23 protein-coding genes and 1 pseudogene are annotated in these 21,617 nt (G+C 39.7%); 17 read left to right on the plus strand and 7 right to left on the minus strand.

Features of this window, described 5'->3' with window-relative positions:
* The first annotated feature begins 166 nt into the window (after positions 1-166).
* Entirely contained in the window at positions 167-289 is a 123-nt protein-coding gene (locus ACFOU2_RS21025; RefSeq protein WP_377918248.1) for a hypothetical protein, read from the plus strand.
* A 30-nt stretch (positions 290-319) separates the two neighbouring features.
* Here the strand turns inward: ACFOU2_RS21025 and ACFOU2_RS21030 are convergent, their stop codons facing one another.
* Positions 320-562, minus strand: a complete 243-nt coding sequence (locus ACFOU2_RS21030) for a hypothetical protein (RefSeq protein WP_377918249.1) — start codon at positions 560-562, stop codon at positions 320-322.
* 184 nt (positions 563-746) lie between these two features.
* Between ACFOU2_RS21030 and ACFOU2_RS21035 the strand changes: the two genes are divergently transcribed.
* From ACFOU2_RS21035 to ACFOU2_RS21075, 9 genes are all read left to right on the plus strand, one after another.
* Positions 747-1,970, plus strand: a complete 1,224-nt coding sequence (locus tag ACFOU2_RS21035; protein ID WP_377918250.1) for a DNA polymerase IV — start codon at positions 747-749, stop codon at positions 1,968-1,970.
* Positions 1,971-2,210: 240 nt separating this feature from the next.
* A complete protein-coding gene (locus ACFOU2_RS21040) occupies positions 2,211-3,083 on the plus strand; it encodes a permease (protein ID WP_377918251.1) in 873 nt (290 codons plus the stop codon).
* Between the two features lie 11 nt (positions 3,084-3,094).
* Positions 3,095-3,955, plus strand: a complete 861-nt coding sequence (locus ACFOU2_RS21045) for a TIGR03943 family putative permease subunit (protein WP_377918252.1) — start codon at positions 3,095-3,097, stop codon at positions 3,953-3,955.
* Positions 3,956-4,379: 424 nt separating this feature from the next.
* Positions 4,380-4,580 (plus strand): TIGR03943 family putative permease subunit, encoded by a 201-nt coding sequence (locus tag ACFOU2_RS21050; RefSeq protein WP_377918688.1) that lies wholly within the window; start codon positions 4,380-4,382, stop codon positions 4,578-4,580.
* A gap of 185 nt (positions 4,581-4,765) precedes the next feature.
* Positions 4,766-5,941: a hypothetical protein gene (locus tag ACFOU2_RS21055; protein WP_377918253.1), complete on the plus strand. Its 1,176-nt coding sequence runs from the start codon at positions 4,766-4,768 to the stop codon at positions 5,939-5,941.
* Positions 5,942-6,149: 208 nt separating this feature from the next.
* On the plus strand, positions 6,150-7,163 hold the full coding sequence (locus ACFOU2_RS21060; protein WP_377918254.1) for a metal ABC transporter substrate-binding protein: 1,014 nt from the start codon (positions 6,150-6,152) through the stop codon (positions 7,161-7,163).
* A gap of 395 nt (positions 7,164-7,558) precedes the next feature.
* Positions 7,559-8,473 carry an NAD(P)/FAD-dependent oxidoreductase gene (locus tag ACFOU2_RS21065; protein ID WP_377918255.1) on the plus strand — a complete coding sequence of 305 codons (915 nt, stop codon included), beginning with the start codon at positions 7,559-7,561 and terminating at the stop codon, positions 8,471-8,473.
* A 212-nt stretch (positions 8,474-8,685) separates the two neighbouring features.
* Positions 8,686-10,029 (plus strand): TrkH family potassium uptake protein, encoded by a 1,344-nt coding sequence (locus ACFOU2_RS21070; protein WP_377918256.1) that lies wholly within the window; start codon positions 8,686-8,688, stop codon positions 10,027-10,029.
* Positions 10,030-10,062: 33 nt separating this feature from the next.
* Complete coding sequence (locus ACFOU2_RS21075) at positions 10,063-10,716, plus strand: potassium channel family protein (RefSeq protein ID WP_377918257.1); 654 nt, start codon at positions 10,063-10,065, stop codon at positions 10,714-10,716.
* Positions 10,717-10,770: 54 nt separating this feature from the next.
* Here the strand turns inward: ACFOU2_RS21075 and ACFOU2_RS21080 are convergent, their stop codons facing one another.
* Positions 10,771-11,673, minus strand: a complete 903-nt coding sequence (locus ACFOU2_RS21080; protein WP_377918258.1) for a LysR family transcriptional regulator — start codon at positions 11,671-11,673, stop codon at positions 10,771-10,773.
* A gap of 292 nt (positions 11,674-11,965) precedes the next feature.
* Between ACFOU2_RS21080 and ACFOU2_RS21085 the strand changes: the two genes are divergently transcribed.
* Both ACFOU2_RS21085 and cysI read left to right on the plus strand, forming a co-directional pair.
* Positions 11,966-13,780, plus strand: coding sequence for an assimilatory sulfite reductase (NADPH) flavoprotein subunit (locus tag ACFOU2_RS21085; protein WP_377918259.1), 1,815 nt, complete (start codon positions 11,966-11,968; stop codon positions 13,778-13,780).
* Between the two features lie 27 nt (positions 13,781-13,807).
* A complete protein-coding gene (gene cysI / locus ACFOU2_RS21090; protein ID WP_377918260.1) occupies positions 13,808-15,526 on the plus strand; it encodes an assimilatory sulfite reductase (NADPH) hemoprotein subunit in 1,719 nt (572 codons plus the stop codon).
* On the opposite strand, the gene ACFOU2_RS21095 is transcribed toward cysI, so the two are convergent.
* The 4 genes and pseudogenes from ACFOU2_RS21095 to ACFOU2_RS21110 form a co-directional block, all read right to left on the minus strand.
* Positions 15,489-16,064: an Arm DNA-binding domain-containing protein gene (locus ACFOU2_RS21095; RefSeq protein WP_377918689.1), complete on the minus strand. Its 576-nt coding sequence runs from the start codon at positions 16,062-16,064 to the stop codon at positions 15,489-15,491. The genes cysI and ACFOU2_RS21095 overlap by 38 nt on opposite strands.
* Positions 16,065-16,243: 179 nt before the next feature.
* A pseudogene (locus ACFOU2_RS21100) lies at positions 16,244-16,336 on the minus strand (DDE-type integrase/transposase/recombinase); the annotation flags it as partial.
* A gap of 1,079 nt (positions 16,337-17,415) precedes the next feature.
* Positions 17,416-17,703: a hypothetical protein gene (locus ACFOU2_RS21105; RefSeq protein WP_377918261.1), complete on the minus strand. Its 288-nt coding sequence runs from the start codon at positions 17,701-17,703 to the stop codon at positions 17,416-17,418.
* A gap of 581 nt (positions 17,704-18,284) precedes the next feature.
* Positions 18,285-18,452 carry a hypothetical protein gene (locus ACFOU2_RS21110; protein WP_377918262.1) on the minus strand — a complete coding sequence of 56 codons (168 nt, stop codon included), beginning with the start codon at positions 18,450-18,452 and terminating at the stop codon, positions 18,285-18,287.
* A 204-nt stretch (positions 18,453-18,656) separates the two neighbouring features.
* Between ACFOU2_RS21110 and ACFOU2_RS21115 the strand changes: the two genes are divergently transcribed.
* Positions 18,657-18,788 (plus strand): DUF3954 domain-containing protein, encoded by a 132-nt coding sequence (locus tag ACFOU2_RS21115; protein ID WP_377918263.1) that lies wholly within the window; start codon positions 18,657-18,659, stop codon positions 18,786-18,788.
* A gap of 225 nt (positions 18,789-19,013) precedes the next feature.
* Complete coding sequence (locus tag ACFOU2_RS21120) at positions 19,014-19,169, plus strand: hypothetical protein (protein WP_377918264.1); 156 nt, start codon at positions 19,014-19,016, stop codon at positions 19,167-19,169.
* A 651-nt stretch (positions 19,170-19,820) separates the two neighbouring features.
* Here the strand turns inward: ACFOU2_RS21120 and ACFOU2_RS21125 are convergent.
* Positions 19,821-20,156, minus strand: coding sequence for a hypothetical protein (locus ACFOU2_RS21125; protein WP_377918265.1), 336 nt, complete (start codon positions 20,154-20,156; stop codon positions 19,821-19,823).
* Between the two features lie 364 nt (positions 20,157-20,520).
* Here ACFOU2_RS21125 and ACFOU2_RS21130 point away from each other — a divergent pair, with 364 nt between their 5' ends.
* The 3 genes from ACFOU2_RS21130 (at position 20,521) to ACFOU2_RS21140 (ending at position 21,462) form a co-directional block, all read left to right on the plus strand.
* A complete protein-coding gene (locus ACFOU2_RS21130; protein WP_377918266.1) occupies positions 20,521-20,745 on the plus strand; it encodes a hypothetical protein in 225 nt (74 codons plus the stop codon).
* An 81-nt stretch (positions 20,746-20,826) separates the two neighbouring features.
* Positions 20,827-21,048 carry a hypothetical protein gene (locus ACFOU2_RS21135; protein ID WP_377918267.1) on the plus strand — a complete coding sequence of 74 codons (222 nt, stop codon included), beginning with the start codon at positions 20,827-20,829 and terminating at the stop codon, positions 21,046-21,048.
* Positions 21,049-21,243: 195 nt separating this feature from the next.
* A complete protein-coding gene (locus ACFOU2_RS21140; protein WP_377918268.1) occupies positions 21,244-21,462 on the plus strand; it encodes a multicopper oxidase domain-containing protein in 219 nt (72 codons plus the stop codon).
* Positions 21,463-21,617 lie beyond the last annotated feature (155 nt).

Genomic DNA, 21,617 nt, shown 5'->3' on the forward strand with positions numbered 1-21,617 from the left:
ATGGGAATATAGGAGTTCTTCCATCTATCATACCGTCTATCATACCGTGAAACCGAACTCTCTGAAAAGGGATAGACTCTATCAGTAATGAGATGAATGGTAGAGCGTACCATCAAAACCATCATTGAATCGGCCCAAACCGGTGAAGATGGGGACGGCAAAATTTATGTGTATCCCGGCTTATAATGAGCTGGAACGTTTTACGGACTTACCGACAAATCTTTATGATTTTGAAGAAACGACGGGAATCTCTGTGGCGCGAACGGGGCAAAAAGAAGCTATAGGATAAAGGGAAAAAGGCACGAAAAAGAAGTTGAAACTACTTTTTCGTGCCTTTTTTATCAGAATCAGCCGAGAATACCCCTTCCTCAAGGAATGCTAATTGTTCCATACTATATCCCGGACCAAATCCTACCTCTAAAATATGCTCACCCGCTTTGAGGTTTAAATGAACAATGGCCCATTCATTAATCGTTTTGTTCTCCCAAGCCATAATCTTACCAGCGATGGCCCCATATACTCCCTCAGGCTTACTAAAATTCTTTTTGAATGTCTCTAACACTTTTTTCACCTCGCATAAAGATAGTATTGCTTATTTACTATCTATCACTTTAGAGAGGAAGGTAAACCTATACTGATGCATAACAGGAAAACTGAAGCTATTGAGGTTAAACGATTTGGGGTTCAATGCCCTAAACGGTATAATAAAAACATTGATAATCTTATTTCATCGTAAGGGTGATGTTATGAAATCGATGTATCCTCGTAACGGTAGAGTCATCCTGCATGTGGATTGTAACGCGTTTTATGCTTCAGTCGAGACGGCGTATGACCCTTCTTTAAAGGATAAACCGTTAGTAATTGCCGGAAATCCAAATGAGCGGCGCGGCATTATCATTACATGTAATTACGTCGCCCGTGCACTCGGTATCTATACGACCATGCCATTATGGGAAGCAAAGAAAAAGTGCCCTGATCTTGTGATAAAACCCCCTAATTTTGAGTTGTACAGGGACGCGTCCGCCAAAGTGTTTGAGTTTTTGTCAACTTATACAAATAAAATCGAGCCGAGTTCCATTGATGAAAGTTATTTGGATATTACAGATCTCTATGAGTTAGGGTCACCGCTTGAAATTGCCGGGCAAATTCAAAAAGGGCTGCTTGAAACACTAAATATTCCCGTTTCCATTGGCATTGCTCCTAACAAGTTTTTGGCCAAGACGGCTTCTGATATGAAAAAGCCGATGGGAATCACCGTATTGCGCAAGCGGGATGTCGCGCATATACTTTGGGATAGGCAAGTTAAAGAAATGCACGGAATCGGCGAGAAAACAGCCCAAAAATTAAACGGTATGGGTATCCGGACAATCGGAGAACTGGCACAGGCAGATTCCACCGTGCTGCAAAACTTGATTGGAATTACAGGCGTCCATTTAAAGGAACGGGCGAACGGTATCGATCATCGTCCGGTTGATCCCGATTCGGTATATGAAATTAAGACTGTCGGAAATTCGACTACTTTACCAAAAAACGTCACCGAACAGCGTGCATTACTGGATATGCTGGCTAAGTTGTCTCAATCGGTTAGCCAACGAATGAAGAAAAAACATGTGATCACGCAAAATGTTCAGATTACGATTAAATATAGCGATTTTAAATCAATCACAAGAAGCCGGAAGTTGCTTAACCCGGTTTTAGAAGCTAGTGAGATTTACGAAGCGGCTTCCCAACTGTTTAAAAAACACTGGAATGGCAATCCTGTTCGATTGCTTGGCGTGACGGCTTTGGATGTGATGGAGAAGAATGACGCAGTGAAGCAATTGGATTTATTTTCTTTCGAAGAAGAAGCAAAACAGGAACCATTATTGGAAGCGGTTGATAAGTTAAAACAGAAATTCGGGGATTTTATTATCCAAAAGGGGTCTGATCTTATTTCAAAAGGGCATCAAAACCATAACAAAAGGATATAAAGGAATGTCTTTATGTGGATTCATATACATGTGATGAATGATATAACGCCAATGAAATAAATAGTTTATTAGGCACAATTTTCTATTACTCAATAAAAATACCTATGTCTTTCTTCAAGATTTTTCGGTAGAATATTATTATGCTTTTATGTTGAACTTGAATAATATGATATCCGCCAGATTAGCACTATTAACAAAGAAACAGCGTAAAATAGTTATATTTTTAGAGAGGAAATTATTATGTCAAGTCAATCTTTTTTACAAATGAATACAGTATTTATAAGCATCCTTGTTGAAGCACTGCCTTTCATTTTATTAGCAGTCATTATTTCTGGAATTATCCAAATGTTTGTGACAGAAGAGATGCTGGCAAAAATCATTCCTAAAAATCGCTTTCTATCCGTTTTAGTGACAACTTTATTAGGGGCGTTATTTCCTGCATGTGAATGTGGAATTGTTCCTATTACAAAAAGGTTAATTTCGAAGGGGGTTCCTCTTCACGCTGCAACTGGGTTCATGTTAACCGGTCCTGTCATCAATCCCGTTGTGGTCATGAGTACATTTGCAGCTTTTGGGAACAGTTGGCGAATGGTTTGGTACCGCTGCGGTCTATCCTTTTTTGTCGCTCTTGTTATCGGATTGATATTATCTTTTCAATTTGAAGACGGTCAATTAAAGCAAGAACTGAGTCATCACTCATCTCATAAAATGAGCTTCCGATCAAAATTAGAAGGAATGATTCGCCATACGATTGACGAGTTCTTCTCGGTGGGAAAATTCCTGGTTATGGGAGGACTTATCGCTGCTGCCATGCAGACTTACGTTAAAACTTCGACATTGTTATCAATCGGACATGGGAAATATACGGCTATTTTGGTTATGATGGGCTTAGCTTTTATCCTATCAGTGTGTTCTTCAGCCGATGCCTTTATCGCATCGTCGTTTCGAAGCACGTTCGGAACAGGCTCGATTGTGGCCTTTTTAGTATTTGGACCGATCTTTGATATCAAAAATTTACTGATGATGATGGGAACATTCAAGAAAAAATTGGTGTTTTCCTTATTGATTTATACAGTTGTTTTCACATTTATTGGAGCAATCTTTATTTCTTAGAAGGTGAGCTTATGTTACGAATTTTCGTCTTAATCGGTTTCACGTTTATTTTTATGCATTTGCACGCGACCGGGGATATCTCAAAATATATTAATATGAAATATGGTAATATTTCGTTTATCACTATCTTCGTGTTGCTGTTTTTAACCATCGCCCAAATGTATTTCTATTTAAAGAGCGATAAAAACAAGGAGGAGCACCACCATCATGACCATGATGCTTGCAGCTGTTGCGATCACGATCATGAAAAGGAAGAAGATAAATGGTATAAGAAATTACTCATTTATCCTCTTTTGTTGTTTCCTATTATCTCTGTTTTGTTTTTTCCCGTTGCAACGCTTAATTCCAAAATGGTAGAAGCGAAGGGCTTCCACTTCCCAATTCTTGAGGATAATGACCCTTCTAGTATGCATCAGATTCTTGCGCCTGATACTAGTTCTTATTATGGTGCCGAGGATTATACAAAGATGCTGGATAAATTAATGAAGCGTTATGGAAACAAAGACAACGTCGTATTGGATGATCAGAACTTTTTAGAAGGCATGGAAGTCATCTACAACTATCCCGGGTCTTTTATGGGAAATAACGTTCAATTTGATGGTTTTACTTTTAATAGCAAAGACATCCAAAACAATCAAATATTTGTTTTCCGTTTTGGTATCATTCACTGTGTAGCCGATTCGGGCGTATACGGAATGTTGGTGGAATTTCCAGAAAAAACCACCTTCCATAACGATGAATGGATACACGTAAATGGAAAATTAAGTTCTATGTACTATCAGCCGTTTAAAAAGACAATCCCGGTGTTGAAAGTCGAAACATGGAACTATATAAATAAGCCAAGCGATGAATATGTATATAGACAGTATTAACCTTATTTACTAAAGGATAGCTTAAGCAGAAATTGATTTGCTTAAGCTATCCTTTTAATTTTCTATTGCACTCAACTTTCTGTTTCCAAGCTGTTTAAAGATGATTTGGGCCATCTGCTCTAATTGGATAGGAGAAAAAGATATTTTACTTCTTGTACAAATAACTTCCATTCATGATATAAAGATTGTCCATAGAGACAAAACGTTTAATTTTTGCCTTCATGTTCCTGCCAATTGTTAGCGAGGGGGAGGGGAAGGCAAAAGGACAATGGAAAGAAATCGAATTGGCTTGGGACAACGGACTCCATTTGGCAATATCATATAAACTTTGTTAGAATTTGTTTCCATTTTATCAAAGCCAGTAGATGAGGTGACAGCGGAACAGATATTAAATAGTGAGGAAATTTTAAGTATTAGAAAGGACATGCTTGAGAAGCTATCTTTAGCTGAAACACTAATTTTTAAAACAGACGAATGGATCAAGGTAAAGGGGACTTTATCCGACATAACCTATTCGGGCTCGCTCTTGCCTTACATTCAAATTGAACAGATTGAGAGAATCAAGCCCCCGAAAAACCCGTATGTGTATGAATTTTATGAGGGAGAGCGGCTTATAACCCCGTAGTCAACCCACCGTCTTTATTCGATAGGTTTTTTTGTTTTCGCTCAGATAGGGAAACATCGTGTGCATATTTTATTGCCATGCTTTTTCATTAAAAAGTACTTGTTCTTTGTAGGAAAAAGTGATAAATTATCATTTGTGTTCATATAAATCGAAAAGATTACGATTTGTAAAAGGAGACTGTACATATGTATAAATGGATTATTGCAGGCGGCGGCATTCAAGGCGTTACAGTGGCTTCCTTTTTGCTGAAAGGAGGAAAAACAACGATTGATGAGCTTGCGATTGTCGATCCGCACAAGGAACCGCTTGCGAACTGGAAGCATTGCACCAATGTCATTTCCATGCCGTATTTGCGCTCTCCTTCCGTTCATCATCTTGATATGGAACCGTTCAGCCTGCAAGCATTTGTGAAAGAGAAGTTTTATGATTGGAACACCGCTTTTTATGGAAGGTATAAACGCCCTGCGCTTCATGCTTTTAACGAGCATTGTGAACATATCATCGACGACTTGTCGTTAAGGGATGCCTGGATTCAAGGACGCGTGTCCAATGCCAATCGGACTTCAAACGGATGGAGTGTTCAACTGCAAGATGGACAGGAACTGATCGGGCAAAATCTCGTATTGGCCATCGGGATTGGGGAGCAGCCTTTTTGGCCTCATTGGGCGGAAACGTTAAAAAAAGAAACCGATCATTCCATCTATCATATTTTTGATTCCGATCTGCCTGGCTTTGAACGATTAAAACGCCCATTTACCATTATCGGGGGCGGTATTACGTCCGTTCACCTGGCAATCAAATTAAGCTCCTTATTCCCAAATGATGTCACACTTTTAAAACGGCATCCATTCCGAATTCATGACTTTGACAGCGATCCAGCTTGGCTCGGTCCGAAAAATCAGCTATCATTCCGTAAAATGGCAAGTTACAAAAAACGACGGGAGCAAATAATGAATGCGCGCCATAAAGGTTCCATTCCACATGATTTATATATTAAATTGCACCGTCATGTTCAAAATGGGATCCTTCGTATTAAAGACGGTCAAGTGGAGCATGCAACAACAAACAACGGACAAATCCTACTGCATGATCATCAGGATAACGTGATTTATGAAGCAGGAACGATTTTATTGGCGACGGGCTTTAAGCCAACATTGCCGGAAAGGGAATGGCTGGTGCCGATGATACGCAAGCATCATCTAAAATGTGCTGAATGCGGATATCCGATCGTCACCGAATCATTGCAGTGGGGGCCGAATTTGTACGTAACAGGTGCTCTGGCAGAGCTTGAAATCGGGCCGATCGCCCGCAATATTTCCGGGGCGCGCCAGGCAGCCGGTCGAATCGTGAGCAGCTTATGATCATTCATTGCTTCATGATCTATGCATAGTGGGCACAATGCTCTTTTTATGAAATCATCCATTTAATCGACAGATTCCTGAATCATCGTGTAAAAGTCCGATAAGATCGGCTTTTCTTTATTAACATGTAACAGTTAAATACCTGCCTAAGAGAATCGTACGTTATATGGCGATATAAAATGTCTTTAAAGAAGAAAGGGAGAATACGATGAAAAAACTGGCCTTATTTTTTACAACTATACTAGTAACAGCGTTATTTTTATCAGGATGCAGCAGTAAAGAAACTGCAACGAAAAGCAACGAAAGCAAAGAAACGAAAGATCAATTGATCATTTATACAACGATTTTTCCGCTTGAAGACTTTACGAAAAAAATCGGGGGAGACTACGTGAAAGTGGAAAGTGTTTACCCTCCTAACATTGACGCTCATACATTTGAACCGACGCAGAAAACGATGGTCGATATCGCTAAAGCGGATGCATTTATCTACACCGGCGCCGGCCTGGAAGGGTTTGTAGATAAAGCAACTAAAGCATTAAAAGATGAAAAAGTGAAATTTGTTGAAGCGGCAGATGGCGTGACATTTATTGAAGGCGGTCATGACCATGATCATGAAGGGGAAGAGTCGCATGAGAAAAGCCATGAAGATGAACAGGCGGACGAAGGACATGAAGAAGGAGAAGAACACCATGATCATGGTGACCTTGATCCGCACGTTTGGCTGGACCCGATTCGTGCGATGACAATGGCTGAAAACATTAAAGATACACTTATCAAGTTTAAACCGGAACAAAAAGCAACCTTTGAGAAAAACTTTGAAACATTGAAAAAAGAATTGGAGCAGCTTGATAAAGAGCTCGGTAACACGATTAAAGAAGGAAAAACAAAAGAAATTGTTGTGGCACACTCCGCTTACGGTTATTGGCATGATCGGTACGGTTTAGAACAAATCAGCATTGCGGGCCTTTCGCCAGAGAACGAGCCGTCACAAAAAGAATTGCAATCTATCATCAAGGAATCACGTCAAAAAAACGTAAAATACGTTATTTTTGAGCAAAACGTGAAACCGAACATAGCTGAAATCGTCAAAAATGAACTTAATGCTGAGCCATTGACGCTTCACAACTTGGAATCGATCACAGACCAAGATGTGAAAAATGAAGAAGATTACGTCAGCTTAATGAAGCGCAACATCGACACATTGAAGAAAGCTTTAAATTAAATTATGAATCCGTTGAGTAAATCTTAACAGTCTTAGAAAATCCATCGCAATATACGATGGATTTTCTGCTTTCATACGTAAGGCAGCTTGATGGGGCGTTCCAAACCCTTTTTTTGGAACGCCTCTTATTTGTGGTTTCAAAGCAATCATTTATCCCGCATTAACGGGCAGTATAAGATCAACTAACCATCAGTAGGGGATGAAGGAAAACCCCCACTGATGGAATTTTCCTTTATGTGAATGGGTATATAGAAGGGAGAAAGGAGGCTATCCGACGAATCATCCGTACTTTTAACCGAAGGAACAAATAACCTGGAAATGTGTTGTGTATATTATTAAGTAACCGCAAGTGAGGATGTTTATTTAAAAAAATGATGATTTCGGGGTGAGGCAGAATGGGAATTACGTATGATTGCATCATTATCGGAGGAGGGATTGCCGGGCTTCAAGCCGCTATTCAATTGGGAAGATACAAACATGATGTACTCGTGATTGATTCCCGTTATGGACGCTCTACTTTATGCAGGTGTTATCACAATGTTTTAGGTTGGCCTGACGGGGTGAGCGGTGACACGTTAAGAGAGCTTGGGAGAAAGCATGCGGAGAAATACGACATTCACTTTAAAGAGGATAAAGTTACAAAGTGTATAGAGCAGGATGATGGAATAGGGGTCGAAACGGAAAGGGGAAAATTCTATGAAACGAAAACCCTCCTTATGTCAACAGGGGTGATGGATCGGATTCCTGATATTCCAAACATCAAGCCTTGTCTTGGTCTTACTGTATACGTTTGTCCGGATTGTGATGGATACGAGGTGGCAGATCGAAGTGTCGTTGTAATGGGAGCAAGAAAAGCGGGAGCGAATCTTGCTTTGACTTTAACGTATTGGACAAAGGATATTTCTTATATCAATCATGAGGAACCGGATATAGAACCTTCATTGAAGGAGAAGCTTGCTCGGTCAGGGATTGCCTATATCCATCAAAGAATCGACAAAGTGATAACAGAAGGCGACTCGACTTTTAAAGGTGTCCAACTGCAAAATGGAAAGGTTTTGCATGCGGATCGCGGCTTTACGGCATTTGGAGGAAATCAGGTACATAGTGAACTTGCCGTGCAGCTGGGCGTCCAGGTAATGGATAACAAACATATCGTAGTTGACCCTCGGACGAAGGAAACGAATATCCGGAATGTATGGGCTGCAGGGGATATCGTTGCCCATTCTGAACAGGTGACCATCGCAATGGGAGATGGCTCCCAGGCCGCCATCTGGATTCATAAAAGGCTGTTGGAGTCGGAAAACGGATGAGTTAATTTTTCCTAAGAAGGGTATGAAAGAAGGGAAAAACACAAAAGATAAAGTGAGGATTATCTGTGTTTGGAAAGGTAACTTTACATAAAGCGCGAAGGAGATCTTGGGAAGACGGAACCGGGACCGCTAGAGCAGGATAAAGGAAACTTCCATCAGTGGGGGTCTTATTGCCCGTTAATGCGGGATAAATATGGAAGGGAGGAAGGAATATGAGAAATGTAACAAAAAAATTATATATGGATCCTCCTAAGATGTTGGTTGCCGGGTTTGCACTCATTATTTTACTAGGAGCGTTCCTGTTGACCCTTCCTGTTGCCACAGAAGATGGGAAAGGGTTAACGTGGCTAAATGGTTTGTTTACCTCTACATCGGCGACTTGTGTCACAGGTCTTGTCGTGGTAGATACAGGTTCCACTTTTACAATGTTTGGCGAGCTTGTCATCCTGTCACTGATTCAAGTCGGCGGGCTGGGCTTCATGACATTTGCGACCTTCTTTGCCTTTCTTTTAGGAAAGCGGATTTCGTTGAAAGAGAGGCTGTTGCTGCAAGAGGCGTTAAACAATATATCCATTGAGGGAATTGTGCGGCTTGTAAGGAGAATTTTGATCTTTACACTTGTCATTGAATTAATCGGAGCGATTCTGCTCGCCATTCGATTCTCGTTTGATATGCCGCTGCCTACGGCGATTTATTATGGATTATTTCATGCGATTTCCAACTTCAATAATGCAGGGTTCGACTTGATGGGAGACTTCAGAAGTCTGACGGAATATGTAGAAGATCCATTGGTAACGTTAGTCGTATCTGCATTGATTATTCTCGGCGGCATCGGTTTCATTGTCATGAATGAAGTTTACGAATATCGAAGAACAAAACGTTTTTCGCTGCATACAAAAATAGTGCTTACGGCAAGCGCCTTATTAGTGATTCTTGGGACCATCATTATTTTTATCCTGGAATTCAACAACCCGAAAACATTGCAGCCGCTCTCAATATCTGGAAAAGTGTTAGGTTCCTTATATCAAGCCGTTACACCCCGTACGGCCGGGTCCAATACATTGAATATTCCTGACTTGAGACAGTCAACGCTGTTTTTAATTATCTTCTTAATGTTTATTGGTGCTTCTCCCGGTTCTACAGGCGGAGGAATTAAAACAACGACCTTCACCACCTTGCTTGGAGCTGTATGGTCGCAAATTAAGGGGAAAGAAGATGTCATCTTCTTTCGGCAAAGAATTGTTTACAACACCATTTATAAAGCTCTGACCGTTACATTAAGCGGACTCTTTATCGTAATGGCTGTCACAATGGTATTGACCATCACGGAAACAGGCAAAGAATTTTTAATGATTCTTTTTGAAGCCGTTTCTGCCTTTGCAACAGTTGGACTATCGATGGGACTTACGCCTGAACTGACTCCAATCGGAAGAGTCATCATCATTCTGACCATGTTTGCCGGGAGATTGGGACCGTTGACGTTTGCCTATGCGGTTACACTGCGCCGAAACGGTGATCCATTCCGTTATCCGAAAGGGAAAATCATGATTGGTTAGCACTTAGGAAACTGGTTGAAGGAGGGATTCTATATGATAAAGGAATATGCTGTAATTGGACTGGGGCGATTTGGTTCAAGTGTAGCCCATACATTGTTTGAAGCCGGGAACGATGTGCTGGGGATCGATATGAACGAGGAACGGATTGAGGATAATAAGGAATGTGTGACACATGCTGTTGTAGCGGATTCTACCGAGGAAACGGCCTTAAAGGCAGTTGGTATTCGAAATTTCGATTGTGTCATTGTGGCCATTGGGGATGACATCCAGGCCAGTATTTTAACAGTCATGGTATTAAAAGATTTAGGAATTAAGCAAGTCGTTGCTAAAGCGATTAATAAGCGCCACGGCCAGGTGCTGAATAAGATAGGAGCTGATTTGGTGATTTTCCCAGAGCGGGACATGGGGGAACGTTTGGCTCATCATCTCATGTCACCAAATGTTCTCAATTTCATTGAACTCTCCGAAGATTATAGTGTAGAGGAGATGAAAGCCCCATCGTGTATGGCTGGAAAGAGCCTGCGTGAACTGGATGTTCGGGCCCGTTTCAATTTAAGTGTCATTGCCATTCATCGAAACGGGGACATCATCATTTCCCCATCGCCTGATCAAGACGTACATGAAGGAGACATATTTGTTGTCATTGGAAAGAACGAGGATTTGAAGAGATTTGCAAACATGGAATAATAGACATTGTTTCAGAATATAACAGATTGAGTCTGAAAAGGTCGATAATAATCATTATGTCGATTTGGGTTTGTTAGGCCATTTTTTGTTTAATGCATTTATAAATGTCTTAACGTTCTTTTTATCTTGCATTATGGGGGAATAAACATAGGAAAGCGTTCTGTTAAAGGACTGATTTTTCAACTGAATAATAGAAAGATTCCTATGCTCAACGTCTCTTTCAATGACACTACGGGATAGGAGAGATAGCCCCATACCATTCATAAGTGTTTCTTTAATTCCTTGATTACTGCTTATGGTAAGAAGCGATTTAACTTTCAAACCATTTGAACGAATGACGTGGTTGAGATATTCACGTGTACCTGATCCAACTTCTCTGGTTACCCATGCTTGATTCTGAAGGTCAGCAATTGTCACTTCATCTTTACAAGCGAGTTTATGATTGTTCGAAGAAACAATAAATAACTCATCTTGCATAAAAGCGTGTACGGAAAGCTCCTTTTCATTTGTTTGACCTTCAATTAAACCTATATCTACTTGATAAAGCCGGACATATTGAACGATTTCTTCTGTATTTCCAATGACAACTTGAAGTTCAAGTTCCGGATAGTCTTTTTGAAAGTCAAAAAGTAAAGAAGGCAATATATACTCGCCGATTGTAAAACTTGCGCCTATCTTTAATTCTCCTTTTATGCAGTTGTGATGTTCCAAAATGTCTTGTCTAGTCTGTTCGTAAATCGTGATCATTTGCTTTGCGCGATCGTATAAAATCTCACCAGTTGGGGTGATTTTTAAGAATTTTGGAGAACGTAAAAATAATTTAGTTTGGAATTCTTTTTCTAAATTTTTTATATGTAAACTTACACTTGGTTGTGACATGAGAAGTATTTCGGCTGTTTTTGTAAAATTTTTGACTTCTACAAGGGTTACAAATGTTTTTAACGCGTCGTAGTACAAAAGAATCCCACCTTATTATTAGTAATCTTAATAGCTATAATAATTAATATCTATTTTACTAATGCTGTGTTTTCCGGTAAAGTTTAAATTAGAAACTTATTTGAGGAATCTATTTATAAGCATTTTTTAATGGTTTTTATAACCAAAACCGACTTGATTTATAGGAATAATCAAGATACGATGAAATTAATCATTATTTCATTGAAAAGTGAATAGTAAAAATTGTTGAAACCAGTCATTTTAATTAAAATAATGTATGATAGGTTTATATTCCTATGTGAGGTGGATATCGTTGCAACTTCAGGTAATAAACAGTCCGTTTAATCAGGAGCAGGCAGAGCTCCTTAACCGCTTTCTGCCGACTTTGACAGAATCACAAAAAATCTGGCTGAGCGGTTATCTGGCCGCGTCTGCTTCCGTTTCAGGAACACCAGAAGCCCAGGCGGCAGAACTTTCTGCCGGGAGTACAGGACAAACCATTTCAAAAGAAGTAACCATCCTTTACGGATCACAAACAGGTAATGCGCAAAAACTTGCCGAGAATACAGCCAAAACATTGAAGGGCCGCGGTTTTAACGTAACCGTCTCTTCCATGAGCGATTTTAAACCGAATAATTTAAAGAAAGTCGAAAACCTGCTTATTGTTGTGAGTACACACGGAGAAGGCGAGCCGCCTGATAACGCAATGTCGTTCCATGAATTCCTTCATGGCAGACGGGCACCGAAGCTTGAAGGTCTCCGCTTTTCAGTACTGGCGCTCGGAGACAGCTCGTATGAGTTTTTCTGCAAGACAGGAAAAGACTTTGACACAAGGCTTGAGGCACTTGGCGGCACACGGATTTCTCCAAGAGTTGACTGTGATGTTGACTTTGAGGAACCGGCAGCTAAATGGGTCGAAGCAGTTCTCGACGGCTTAAGTGAAGGCCAGGGCGGAAGTGCTGCACCTGCTCCTACAGCGGCGCCTCAAGCAGTGAAAACAGCATATTCCCGAACAAATCCGTTTAGAGCGGAAGTGCTTGAAAATATAAACCTAAACGGCCGTGGTTCAAATAAAGAAACGCGCCACCTTGAGCTGTCTCTTGAAGGATCTGGCCTCACATATGAACCGGGCGACAGCCTTGGTATTTATCCGGAGAATGATCCGGAGCTTGTCGACCTTCTTCTTGAGGAAATGAAGTGGAATCCGGAAGAAAAGGTAACAGTCAATAAAGAGGGAGAGGTTCGTCCGCTTAGAGAAGCGCTTATCTCTGATTTTGAAATTACCGTTTTAACAAAAGCTCTGCTTGAAAAGGCTTCTCAGTTCTCAACAAACGAGGAATTGCGTGAGCTTGTACTGCCGGAAAACAGAGAAAAATTAAAAGCGTATACTGCAGGACGCGATTTAATTGATTTGATTCGCGATTTTGGTCCATGGAAAGCGTCAGCCCAGGAGTTTGTCTCCATTCTCCGGAAAATGCCGCCGCGCCTTTATTCTATTGCAAGCAGCTTATCCGCAAATCCGGATGAAGTGCATTTGACAATTGGCGCTGTACGGTACGAGGCACACGGCCGTGAGCGAAAAGGCGTCTGCTCTATTTTATGTGCAGAGCGTGTGCAGCCGGGAGATACGCTGCCAATCTTCATTCAGCGCAGTCCAAACTTCAGACTGCCTGAAAATCCTGATACACCGATCATTATGGTTGGACCGGGAACAGGGGTGGCACCATTCCGTTCGTTTATGCAGGAGCGCGAAGAAACAGGAGCAAAAGGAAAATCATGGATGTTCTTCGGTGACCAGCATTTTGTCACAGATTTCCTTTACCAGACAGAATGGCAAAAATGGGTAAGAGACGGTGTGCTGACAAGAATGGATGTTGCGTTTTCACGTGACACAGATGAAAAGGTATATGTGCAGCACCGTATGCTTGAGAACAGTAAGGAATTGTTTGCATGGCTTCAAGAAGGAGCAGCCTTCTATGTATGCGGAGATAAAACCAACATGGCGCGTGACGTTCATGAGGCTCTGCTTCAAATCATTGAAAAAGAAGGCGGCATGAGCCGTGAAGAAGCGGAAGCTTACCTAAATGATATGAAAAAGCAAAAACGCTACCAGCGTGATGTATATTGAGTTTAGATTGAAAGGAGTCTTTACAACATGGTGAACCCAATTTTAAAAGCGCCTGAAGGCCCGCCAAGCGATGTAGAGCGCATTAAAAGAGAAAGCAACTATTTGCGCGGCACGCTGGCGGAATCAATGTTAGAACCGATCAGTGCCGGAATTTCCGACGATGATAACCGCCTGATGAAATTTCATGGCAGCTACTTGCAGGATGACCGGGATCTCCGCAATGAGCGCCAAAAGCAAAAGCTTGAACCTGCATATCAGTTTATGCTCCGCGTCCGTTTGCCGGGCGGTGTAGCCACACCAGACCAATGGCTTGTCATGGACGAGCTTGCCCAAAAAAACGGCAATGGCACATTGAAGCTGACAACGCGCATGACATTTCAAATGCACGGGGTTTTAAAATGGAATATGAAAAACACAATTCAGCAAATCCATGCTTCCCTTCTTGATACGATTGCAGCATGCGGCGATGTAAACCGGAATGTTATGTGCAATCCGAACCCATATCAGTCCGAGATTCATACGGAAGTTTATGAATATGCGAAATTATTAAGCGACTATTTGTTACCGCGCACAAGAGCATACCATGAAATTTGGCTGGATGAAGAGAAAGTGGCAGGCACTCCGGAAACGGAAGAAGTCGAACCAATGTACGGACCATTATATTTGCCGCGGAAGTTTAAGATCGGCATCGCTGTTCCGCCTTCCAATGACATTGATGTCTTTTCACAGGATCTTGGTTTGATTGCGATTGTAGAAGACGGAAAGCTTATCGGTTTTAATATCGCAATCGGCGGCGGAATGGGCTTCTCACACGGTGATAAAGCAACATATCCGCAGCTGGCCAAAGTCATTGGTTTCTGTACGCCGGATAAAATTTATGATGTAGCGGAAAAAATCATCACGATTCAGCGCGACTACGGAAACCGTTCCGAACGCAAAAATGCTCGCTTTAAATACACAGTGGACCGACTCGGACTTGAAACGGTCAAGGCTGAATTGGAAAACCGCCTCGGCTGGAGCCTTGATGAAGCAAAACCGTATCATTTCGATCATAACGGCGACCGCTACGGCTGGGTGGAAGGCGTTAAAGGAAAATGGCATTTCACGCTGTTTGTTGAAGGCGGACGCGTGACAGATTTTGAGGATTATAAGCTAATGACCGGCCTTCGGGAAATTGCTAAAGTCCATACCGGTGATTTCCGTTTGACAGCAAATCAAAACCTGATCATTGCAAATGTATCAAGCGAAGAAAAGAAAAAGATCAGTGACCTGATCGAACAGTACGGTTTGACAGATGGCAAACATCATACAGCCCTTCGCCGCAACTCAATGGCATGCGTGGCACTTCCTACGTGCGGCTTGGCGATGGCTGAAGCAGAACGCTATTTACCGGTTCTTCTTGATAAAATTGATGCCATTATCGATGAAAACGGTTTGCGCAACGAAGAAATCACAATCCGTATGACCGGCTGTCCAAACGGCTGTGCCCGCCATGCACTCGGAGAAATCGGCTTTATCGGTAAAGCGGTCGGCAAATACAACATGTATCTCGGTGCAGCTTTTGACGGAAGCCGCCTAAGCAAAATGTACCGTGAAAACATCGGTGAAGAAGAAATTTTAAGCGAACTGCGTGTACTTCTTTCCCGCTACGCAAAAGAACGGGAAGAAGGCGAGCACTTCGGTGACTTTGTTATTCGCACCGGCGTCGTCAAAGCAACGACAGACGGCACGAATTTTCATGATTGATCAAGATGCACCAGAGACAGGAACAAGTTTCCTGTCTCTTTTTAAGCATATGCGTAGCTTCTATGCCACTTACTAACCAAATAGATAAATTGTTTATAGCTGGGGGGGGGAGGAATGAGTTTTCCATTTGCACGTTTACCATGTGTTTAGTGTGGGTTTGATAACCTTCATCTTTTAGTTTTTTGATGAATTGATTAAGGTGTAAAGCGGTTAGTTTGTCTAGTATGGCATGACCGATTATTCGCTCTACATGCTTTTGGGCGTCCCGGTAACTCTTAATTGTATTAGGTCTTAAGTTTCCTTCTACTCTGGTAGACACGTACTCCTTATAAAAGTCGATCAATGTCAGGGTAGTGGGCTTTATACAACCACCTGTTTCTACTTCTGCCAATGCCTGAGTCAAAGCAGTAGAAACTTCCTTCTTCGTTTTAAATCCACCTTTTGAAATCTCTTTTCGTTTTCCTGTTTCAGGATCTGTGACATGAAAACGGGTAAGTTCATTTCCAAAGATGTGTAGGTACCGTTCGGTTGTTTTTATACTAGTTTAGTATAACCGCCGGGATGATTCGAAACTTCAACAAAATCCCGGGTTTTAGCTGAATATAAGTGGGCAATTATTCCTCAAAAATTTCACTTACATTACAAATGACCCGTCACGGTAATTCGCTTACCTAACCGATTCAAAGTTTCCGATTTACTCCTTCCATTGCTTGGGTGCTTGTTTTCTCTTGATTCACTTAGATAAAAATCAATGGTGTTTCCTTGTGAATCGACTGCACGATATAAATACATCCATTGACCTTTTCCTTTTTTAAGAAAGTTGTTTCTGTTTATAGCGACCAGTGAACAATGCGGGGAACTGCTTTTGCAATAAATTTCAAGATTTAATCTAATATTTGGAAGATAATTAGAATTGTTATTACTTAGTATTGGAGTCCTAATAACGATAGTTTAGAAAGGGATGCATGGGTAGTGATAGAGGATTTTAAACAAATTAGTATTATAGTAATGAGGATAACGTAAGAGAATATATAAAAAGAATGTGACAATGGTATTGGTGTTTAGTTATTATATATCTATTTTTTATCACGAGGAGGGGATTAAATGAATTATATGGGGACGGCAACGAAGGTAGAGGCGCCAGATTACCTGCTAAAATTTGTGGTTGAGCAGTCTAAGGACACTAAATGATAGTTCTGTTTCATAAAGGTCATAGGGGTTTGGGGAGATAGAAGTGTTTAACAAAATAAAACGCGGATATTGGTAGCGCTTACAAAAAATTCATTTACTTTTAACGGATAGAAGAACATAGATAAACATAATCATAAATCCCAGTGATGAAAGATACAGTGAAACAATTTCCATAAAGTCTTTGGTGAAAATGTAGTGATACATCCAATGCCATGTCAGACTCATCATGAAATCACCTCGCTATTCGTTAAGCGTTAAAGAAAAATATGAGCAGGATAGTACATGATATGCGGAATGTAGAATGCCCGATATAGAACAAACGTTAAATGTCAAGTTAAGGGAGTGTATATGATATATCCATTCAGCAGCAAATTGAAAGTAATGAAAGTAAAAAAGTACTTGTTTTAGTTTTGTGCAGTATGTAGTGAACGGCAACGAAGGTTGAAGCGTCAGAGCATGGATTAACTGTTGTGGAAACGGCTAAAGGGAAGTCAGCGTGGGTATTTGATATAGAATCAAAATTTGTATTCTGTTTCCTAATTGTGATTCCTAAAAAAAAACTGAAAGCCCTTGGACTTTCAGTTCAGCCTGAATAGTAACTAGAGAAAATGGATGATTTAAAAGATGTTGTTCTCTCGGGAACATTATATGTAAAACAAAAATCATTTGTGCATGTAGTTAATTAAAACAGTTTTCTTCTATCTGTATGTACGTTTATCTTTCCTAAATGACAAAATAGTGGTTTTTAATGATGAATAACTACCAATTGCAGCATAGCCGTAAAAAAAGCCCATAAAAATACCAGCAATTAGATTATGTGGGTGACTAAAAAACACAGAAATAATAAGACCGATGATTAGAGCGATAGTAGGTATAAATTTCCTTTTCACCTTTAAGAAAATTTTAATTAATTGGGTGAGAATCAAAACAATAGGGACACCAATAACTGCGTCCCAAAAATTTGTATGTATAGTTGGAAAGTCCATATTTGTACCACCACCTTCATTTTTTCGTAGTATAACCAATTAGGACTTAATTATGTATTTGAAATTATAGATAAAATTCACACGATAAATTCTATCATCAATTTAACAAAATGGAATAATATATTTGAATTTTTTGAAAAAATTGGAGGTTTTTGAACCTTTTTTTTGAAATTTGAGGTTTTTCGCTAAATAAAATTGTAGTTCTGTAGTTATAGTCATTAACCGACTATGGCATCAAAAAGGCCAGAAGAATAATCTTCTAGCCTCAGTAAAAATAAAAATGTCGTGGTCGACATTCCGATATTACCATATTTTGGGATATATTTAAATATTTATACCTAATTTTCTTAATTTACCAATAGGGATAAAGGTGGGAGGTTTCGGCTCTTTGCTTATAAAAATGGTGAAAGACTGATACCAAGATTGGATAATAAAGCTGCAATGATTGCAAGAACAAGTGAACCCAATGAAATTTTTATCATAAATGAATTTACCTCTAATGTTTGATAATCAGATATTACGAAATTTATGTTAAACAGGCTTATTGCTTTATGGTTAGGAAACAAAACAATAAGTTTTGTTTATTGGAGAAGGTTGGCGTCTTCCTTACTAATTGTAATAACACCACTTAAAAGTAAGATATCTTGGTAAATTTCCTGTTTGATGGCTTTTTCTTCACATTTATTATAATCGTTTAATAAACGACCAAGTTCTTGAATAAATAAGAGTATTTCATCATCTTGAAGCATAGTTAAGACTCCTTTTGTGAAAATAGTACCGGTTTTAGTATATAGGATATTTGTTTCATTTTGAATGTTTTCTACAAAATATTTAATGAATATACAAAATATGACAAAAGGAAACAAAAGATAGATTAAGTTTCCAAAAAACTAAAAAAGCCAGGATTTCTCCCGGCCTAACCAATTAAATTATACCATTGGGAGGGGGGCCTGGTGAACGTGAACATAGAAAAAATGACGGCTGAAATAGACTTGATGAAAAATGCAACCTACATCATAAAGGATGGAAAAATTCAAGAGGTTCCTCAACCTGCAGCTGGTTATGGAAAGCAGGTGATTAGTTAGCAAGGCGGTAAACCTTGTCACGGAAAACTAGAGACGGGATATTAAATTTTAATAGGCTGATCGGAAAAACCGAGGGCACTGAATAAACGCATGGGCGTTTGTTTGGTGTCCTTTTTGTATTACTTACTTAAATGTATTTTTAACAAAACTATGTGCTAAATAATCAACTTAAAGGGAGGAATCTATAGTGAAGCAATTGTCTTACCAGAGTAAGGGGGAATAAAGATGAGGATAGCCCTTTCTTTAGAAGAATATGAGATTCAATCTAAGAAAGAAACGTACGAACAACATCCATGCCGTAATTGTGTTTGGGCCACATGGCAGAAGGAAGCAGTTGTTATGTGGTTGTTTGCCCGGTGTATGAAGGAAAAAAATAAATGAAAAAGCAGGTTTATTCGTTGGGTAAGTTGTGGTAATAAGTTAACAACAGATTTCTGAAAAATATCAAAGTTACATTTACAGGTCGCAAGGTAGATTAAGATTTTTATCTGTTTGAAAGGAGGCGTGACACATGGAAAGAGATTTCCCGGTTATGGATATTGTAGGTATTATGGAATTAATAATCGATTAAGTTAATGAAGTAAGCATCCTTTTGCAGGGTGCTTTTTATTTATTGCCTACAGGGTATACAAGTAAATCTCATCATAAAGGGTCGAAACCCGATGGTGAAGGTGGATTTTTCAAGATGGAAAAAAAGTGTATTTCAAATGATGGATAATGCTTTTCAAATGTTAGCTCCCGTACTAAAGGTTCCCATGTGCACGATTTTGATGATTATTATGATAGTGACTCTTCTTACGATGCCGGAGATTCTTCAGGAGGCGGCGATTCAGGGGGAGGGGGAGGAGATTAACGTTAGGTGCCAAACGTGATAAGTATCGAAGGGTTCGTGGATCTATTCGAAGGAAATGAAACCACTTCTTTCTGCTTGAGGTAGAAAGAAGTGGTTTCGTGTTTGTTTTGGAGATAGGTGAAGGGGGAAATAAAATGAACCGGCCACCTTAATTAGGAAAAGTAGCCATTGCTGATATATCAGTAATCTGCTGGAATATCGTGGAATGATATGATGCATCGATTGTTAAAATCTCTTAAATACGCATTATATGATGTTGATTCTGCAAGATCATAAAAACATCGGATCATTTCAATACTAGTTTCAGCTTCTGAAACAATAGCGTCAAAATCTATTTTTCTAAAATCCTCAATATTTACTTCAATTTCATTTTCTTGATCTGTAAGGATCCACAAAACATCAGAGTTTATACTGTAACTATCAATGATAGCATTATTTAGTGTAACGGGCCCTACGAGAATATTGGGACGTTTTTTTGTATTTTTTAGGTGTTCCAATAAAGTAATGATAGGCATTTTCTATCCCCCTTTTTATTAAATATACAGATATATATGCCTTTCTTTAGGAATCGAACACTTTTGGTGTTAAAAATCACAAACCTCTATCAAAGTCCCCATGAGGTGCTTTTTATTTTCCTCAAAAGGAGTAAAAATATGGATCTATGACTATCTGTAGAAGAAGAGCGAGAAGCAAAAAAAGAAGCATAGAAATATAGATGCTACACAGCTGTGTTTGGCGCACATAGCAGAATGATAAGATTTCGTCCTTGATTTTACGGTGTGTAAAAGTAAACAGATCGGTTGTGGATAATTTACAAAAAATTAACAAGGAAAAGCAAGTGAATAGTTGAACTCCTTCATTGAAGAGGAGGAGATGAACTTGTTAGAGGTATACTGGTGCGGAGCATATCCAATGAAAGACGGTAGTCTTTCAATTCGTGTAGATGTTTATCAGGATAATGAAGGATACAGTGCTTATGCTGCTTATGACAATGATCCAAAAGCGTCCAAAGAAGGGAAGCATCCTTATAGTCAACAAAAAGCTGTTCAGATGGCGGTCAAGAAATTGAAAGTAGAGCGAAGGAAGCATTTGAAATCTGTTTAAATGATGTGTCAAGCATCCTTCGGGGTGCTTTTTTATTTTGCAGGAAACTATCTCCTTTTATCGAAATGATAGAGGACGTTTATGTTAAAAAAGGGATATACATATATATTAGTTAAATTTTATCTTAAAGGTGAAAATAAATCTGTGTTTGAAAAAGAAATGAATGAAGAGGAAATCGTAGACTTGCTTAACTCCCATATCCTAAAGGTTCGTGAAGCGTCTTTTTGTGAAGATGGATTTTTTAAGATAGAAAAGAGTGTATTTCAAATGATGGATAATACTTTTCAAATGTTAGTGGGGTAGAAACTACTGTAGAAATCGAGCTAGAGCCATTAGAAGCGACCACAACATTGGTAAAGGTGCGTGAGAATGGATGGGAAAGTGATGAAGAAGGCATCAAACGTTATGGACAACAAATTCAAGGCTGGGTTGATATGATTACTTGAAATAACAGAACAGTCAGCTTCAAAGATACGATACCTAACATTAAATGATAATATGGGTCAATACGGTCGTGAATTCATGCTACTGGATAATAAACAGTGGGATGCTCCGATAACAGAAAATCCAAAATTGGGATCAACCGAAGTATGGTACCTCATCAACTTAACTGACGATACACACCCTATTCATATTCATTTAATTGATTTCCAAGTATTAGACCGCAGAGCTTTCGATGTAGAAAAGTATAGCAAGGAGAGAATGATCCATTTATAATCGATAAAAAATTACAATTGAACCCTGAACTCGATCCTCGAATCGTTCGGCAACGAATGCTGGATGAAATGAAACAAAAAATGAAGGCGGCTCAGAAGGAATCTTTCCGCCACGGACTCTCACGTCCATGGTGTTTTCCTATCGGCCCCCTCAAG

The sequence above is a fragment of the Bacillus songklensis genome (assembly GCF_042649685.1).
Taxonomy (GTDB): domain Bacteria; phylum Bacillota; class Bacilli; order Bacillales; family Bacillaceae_H; genus Bacillus_BA; species Bacillus_BA songklensis.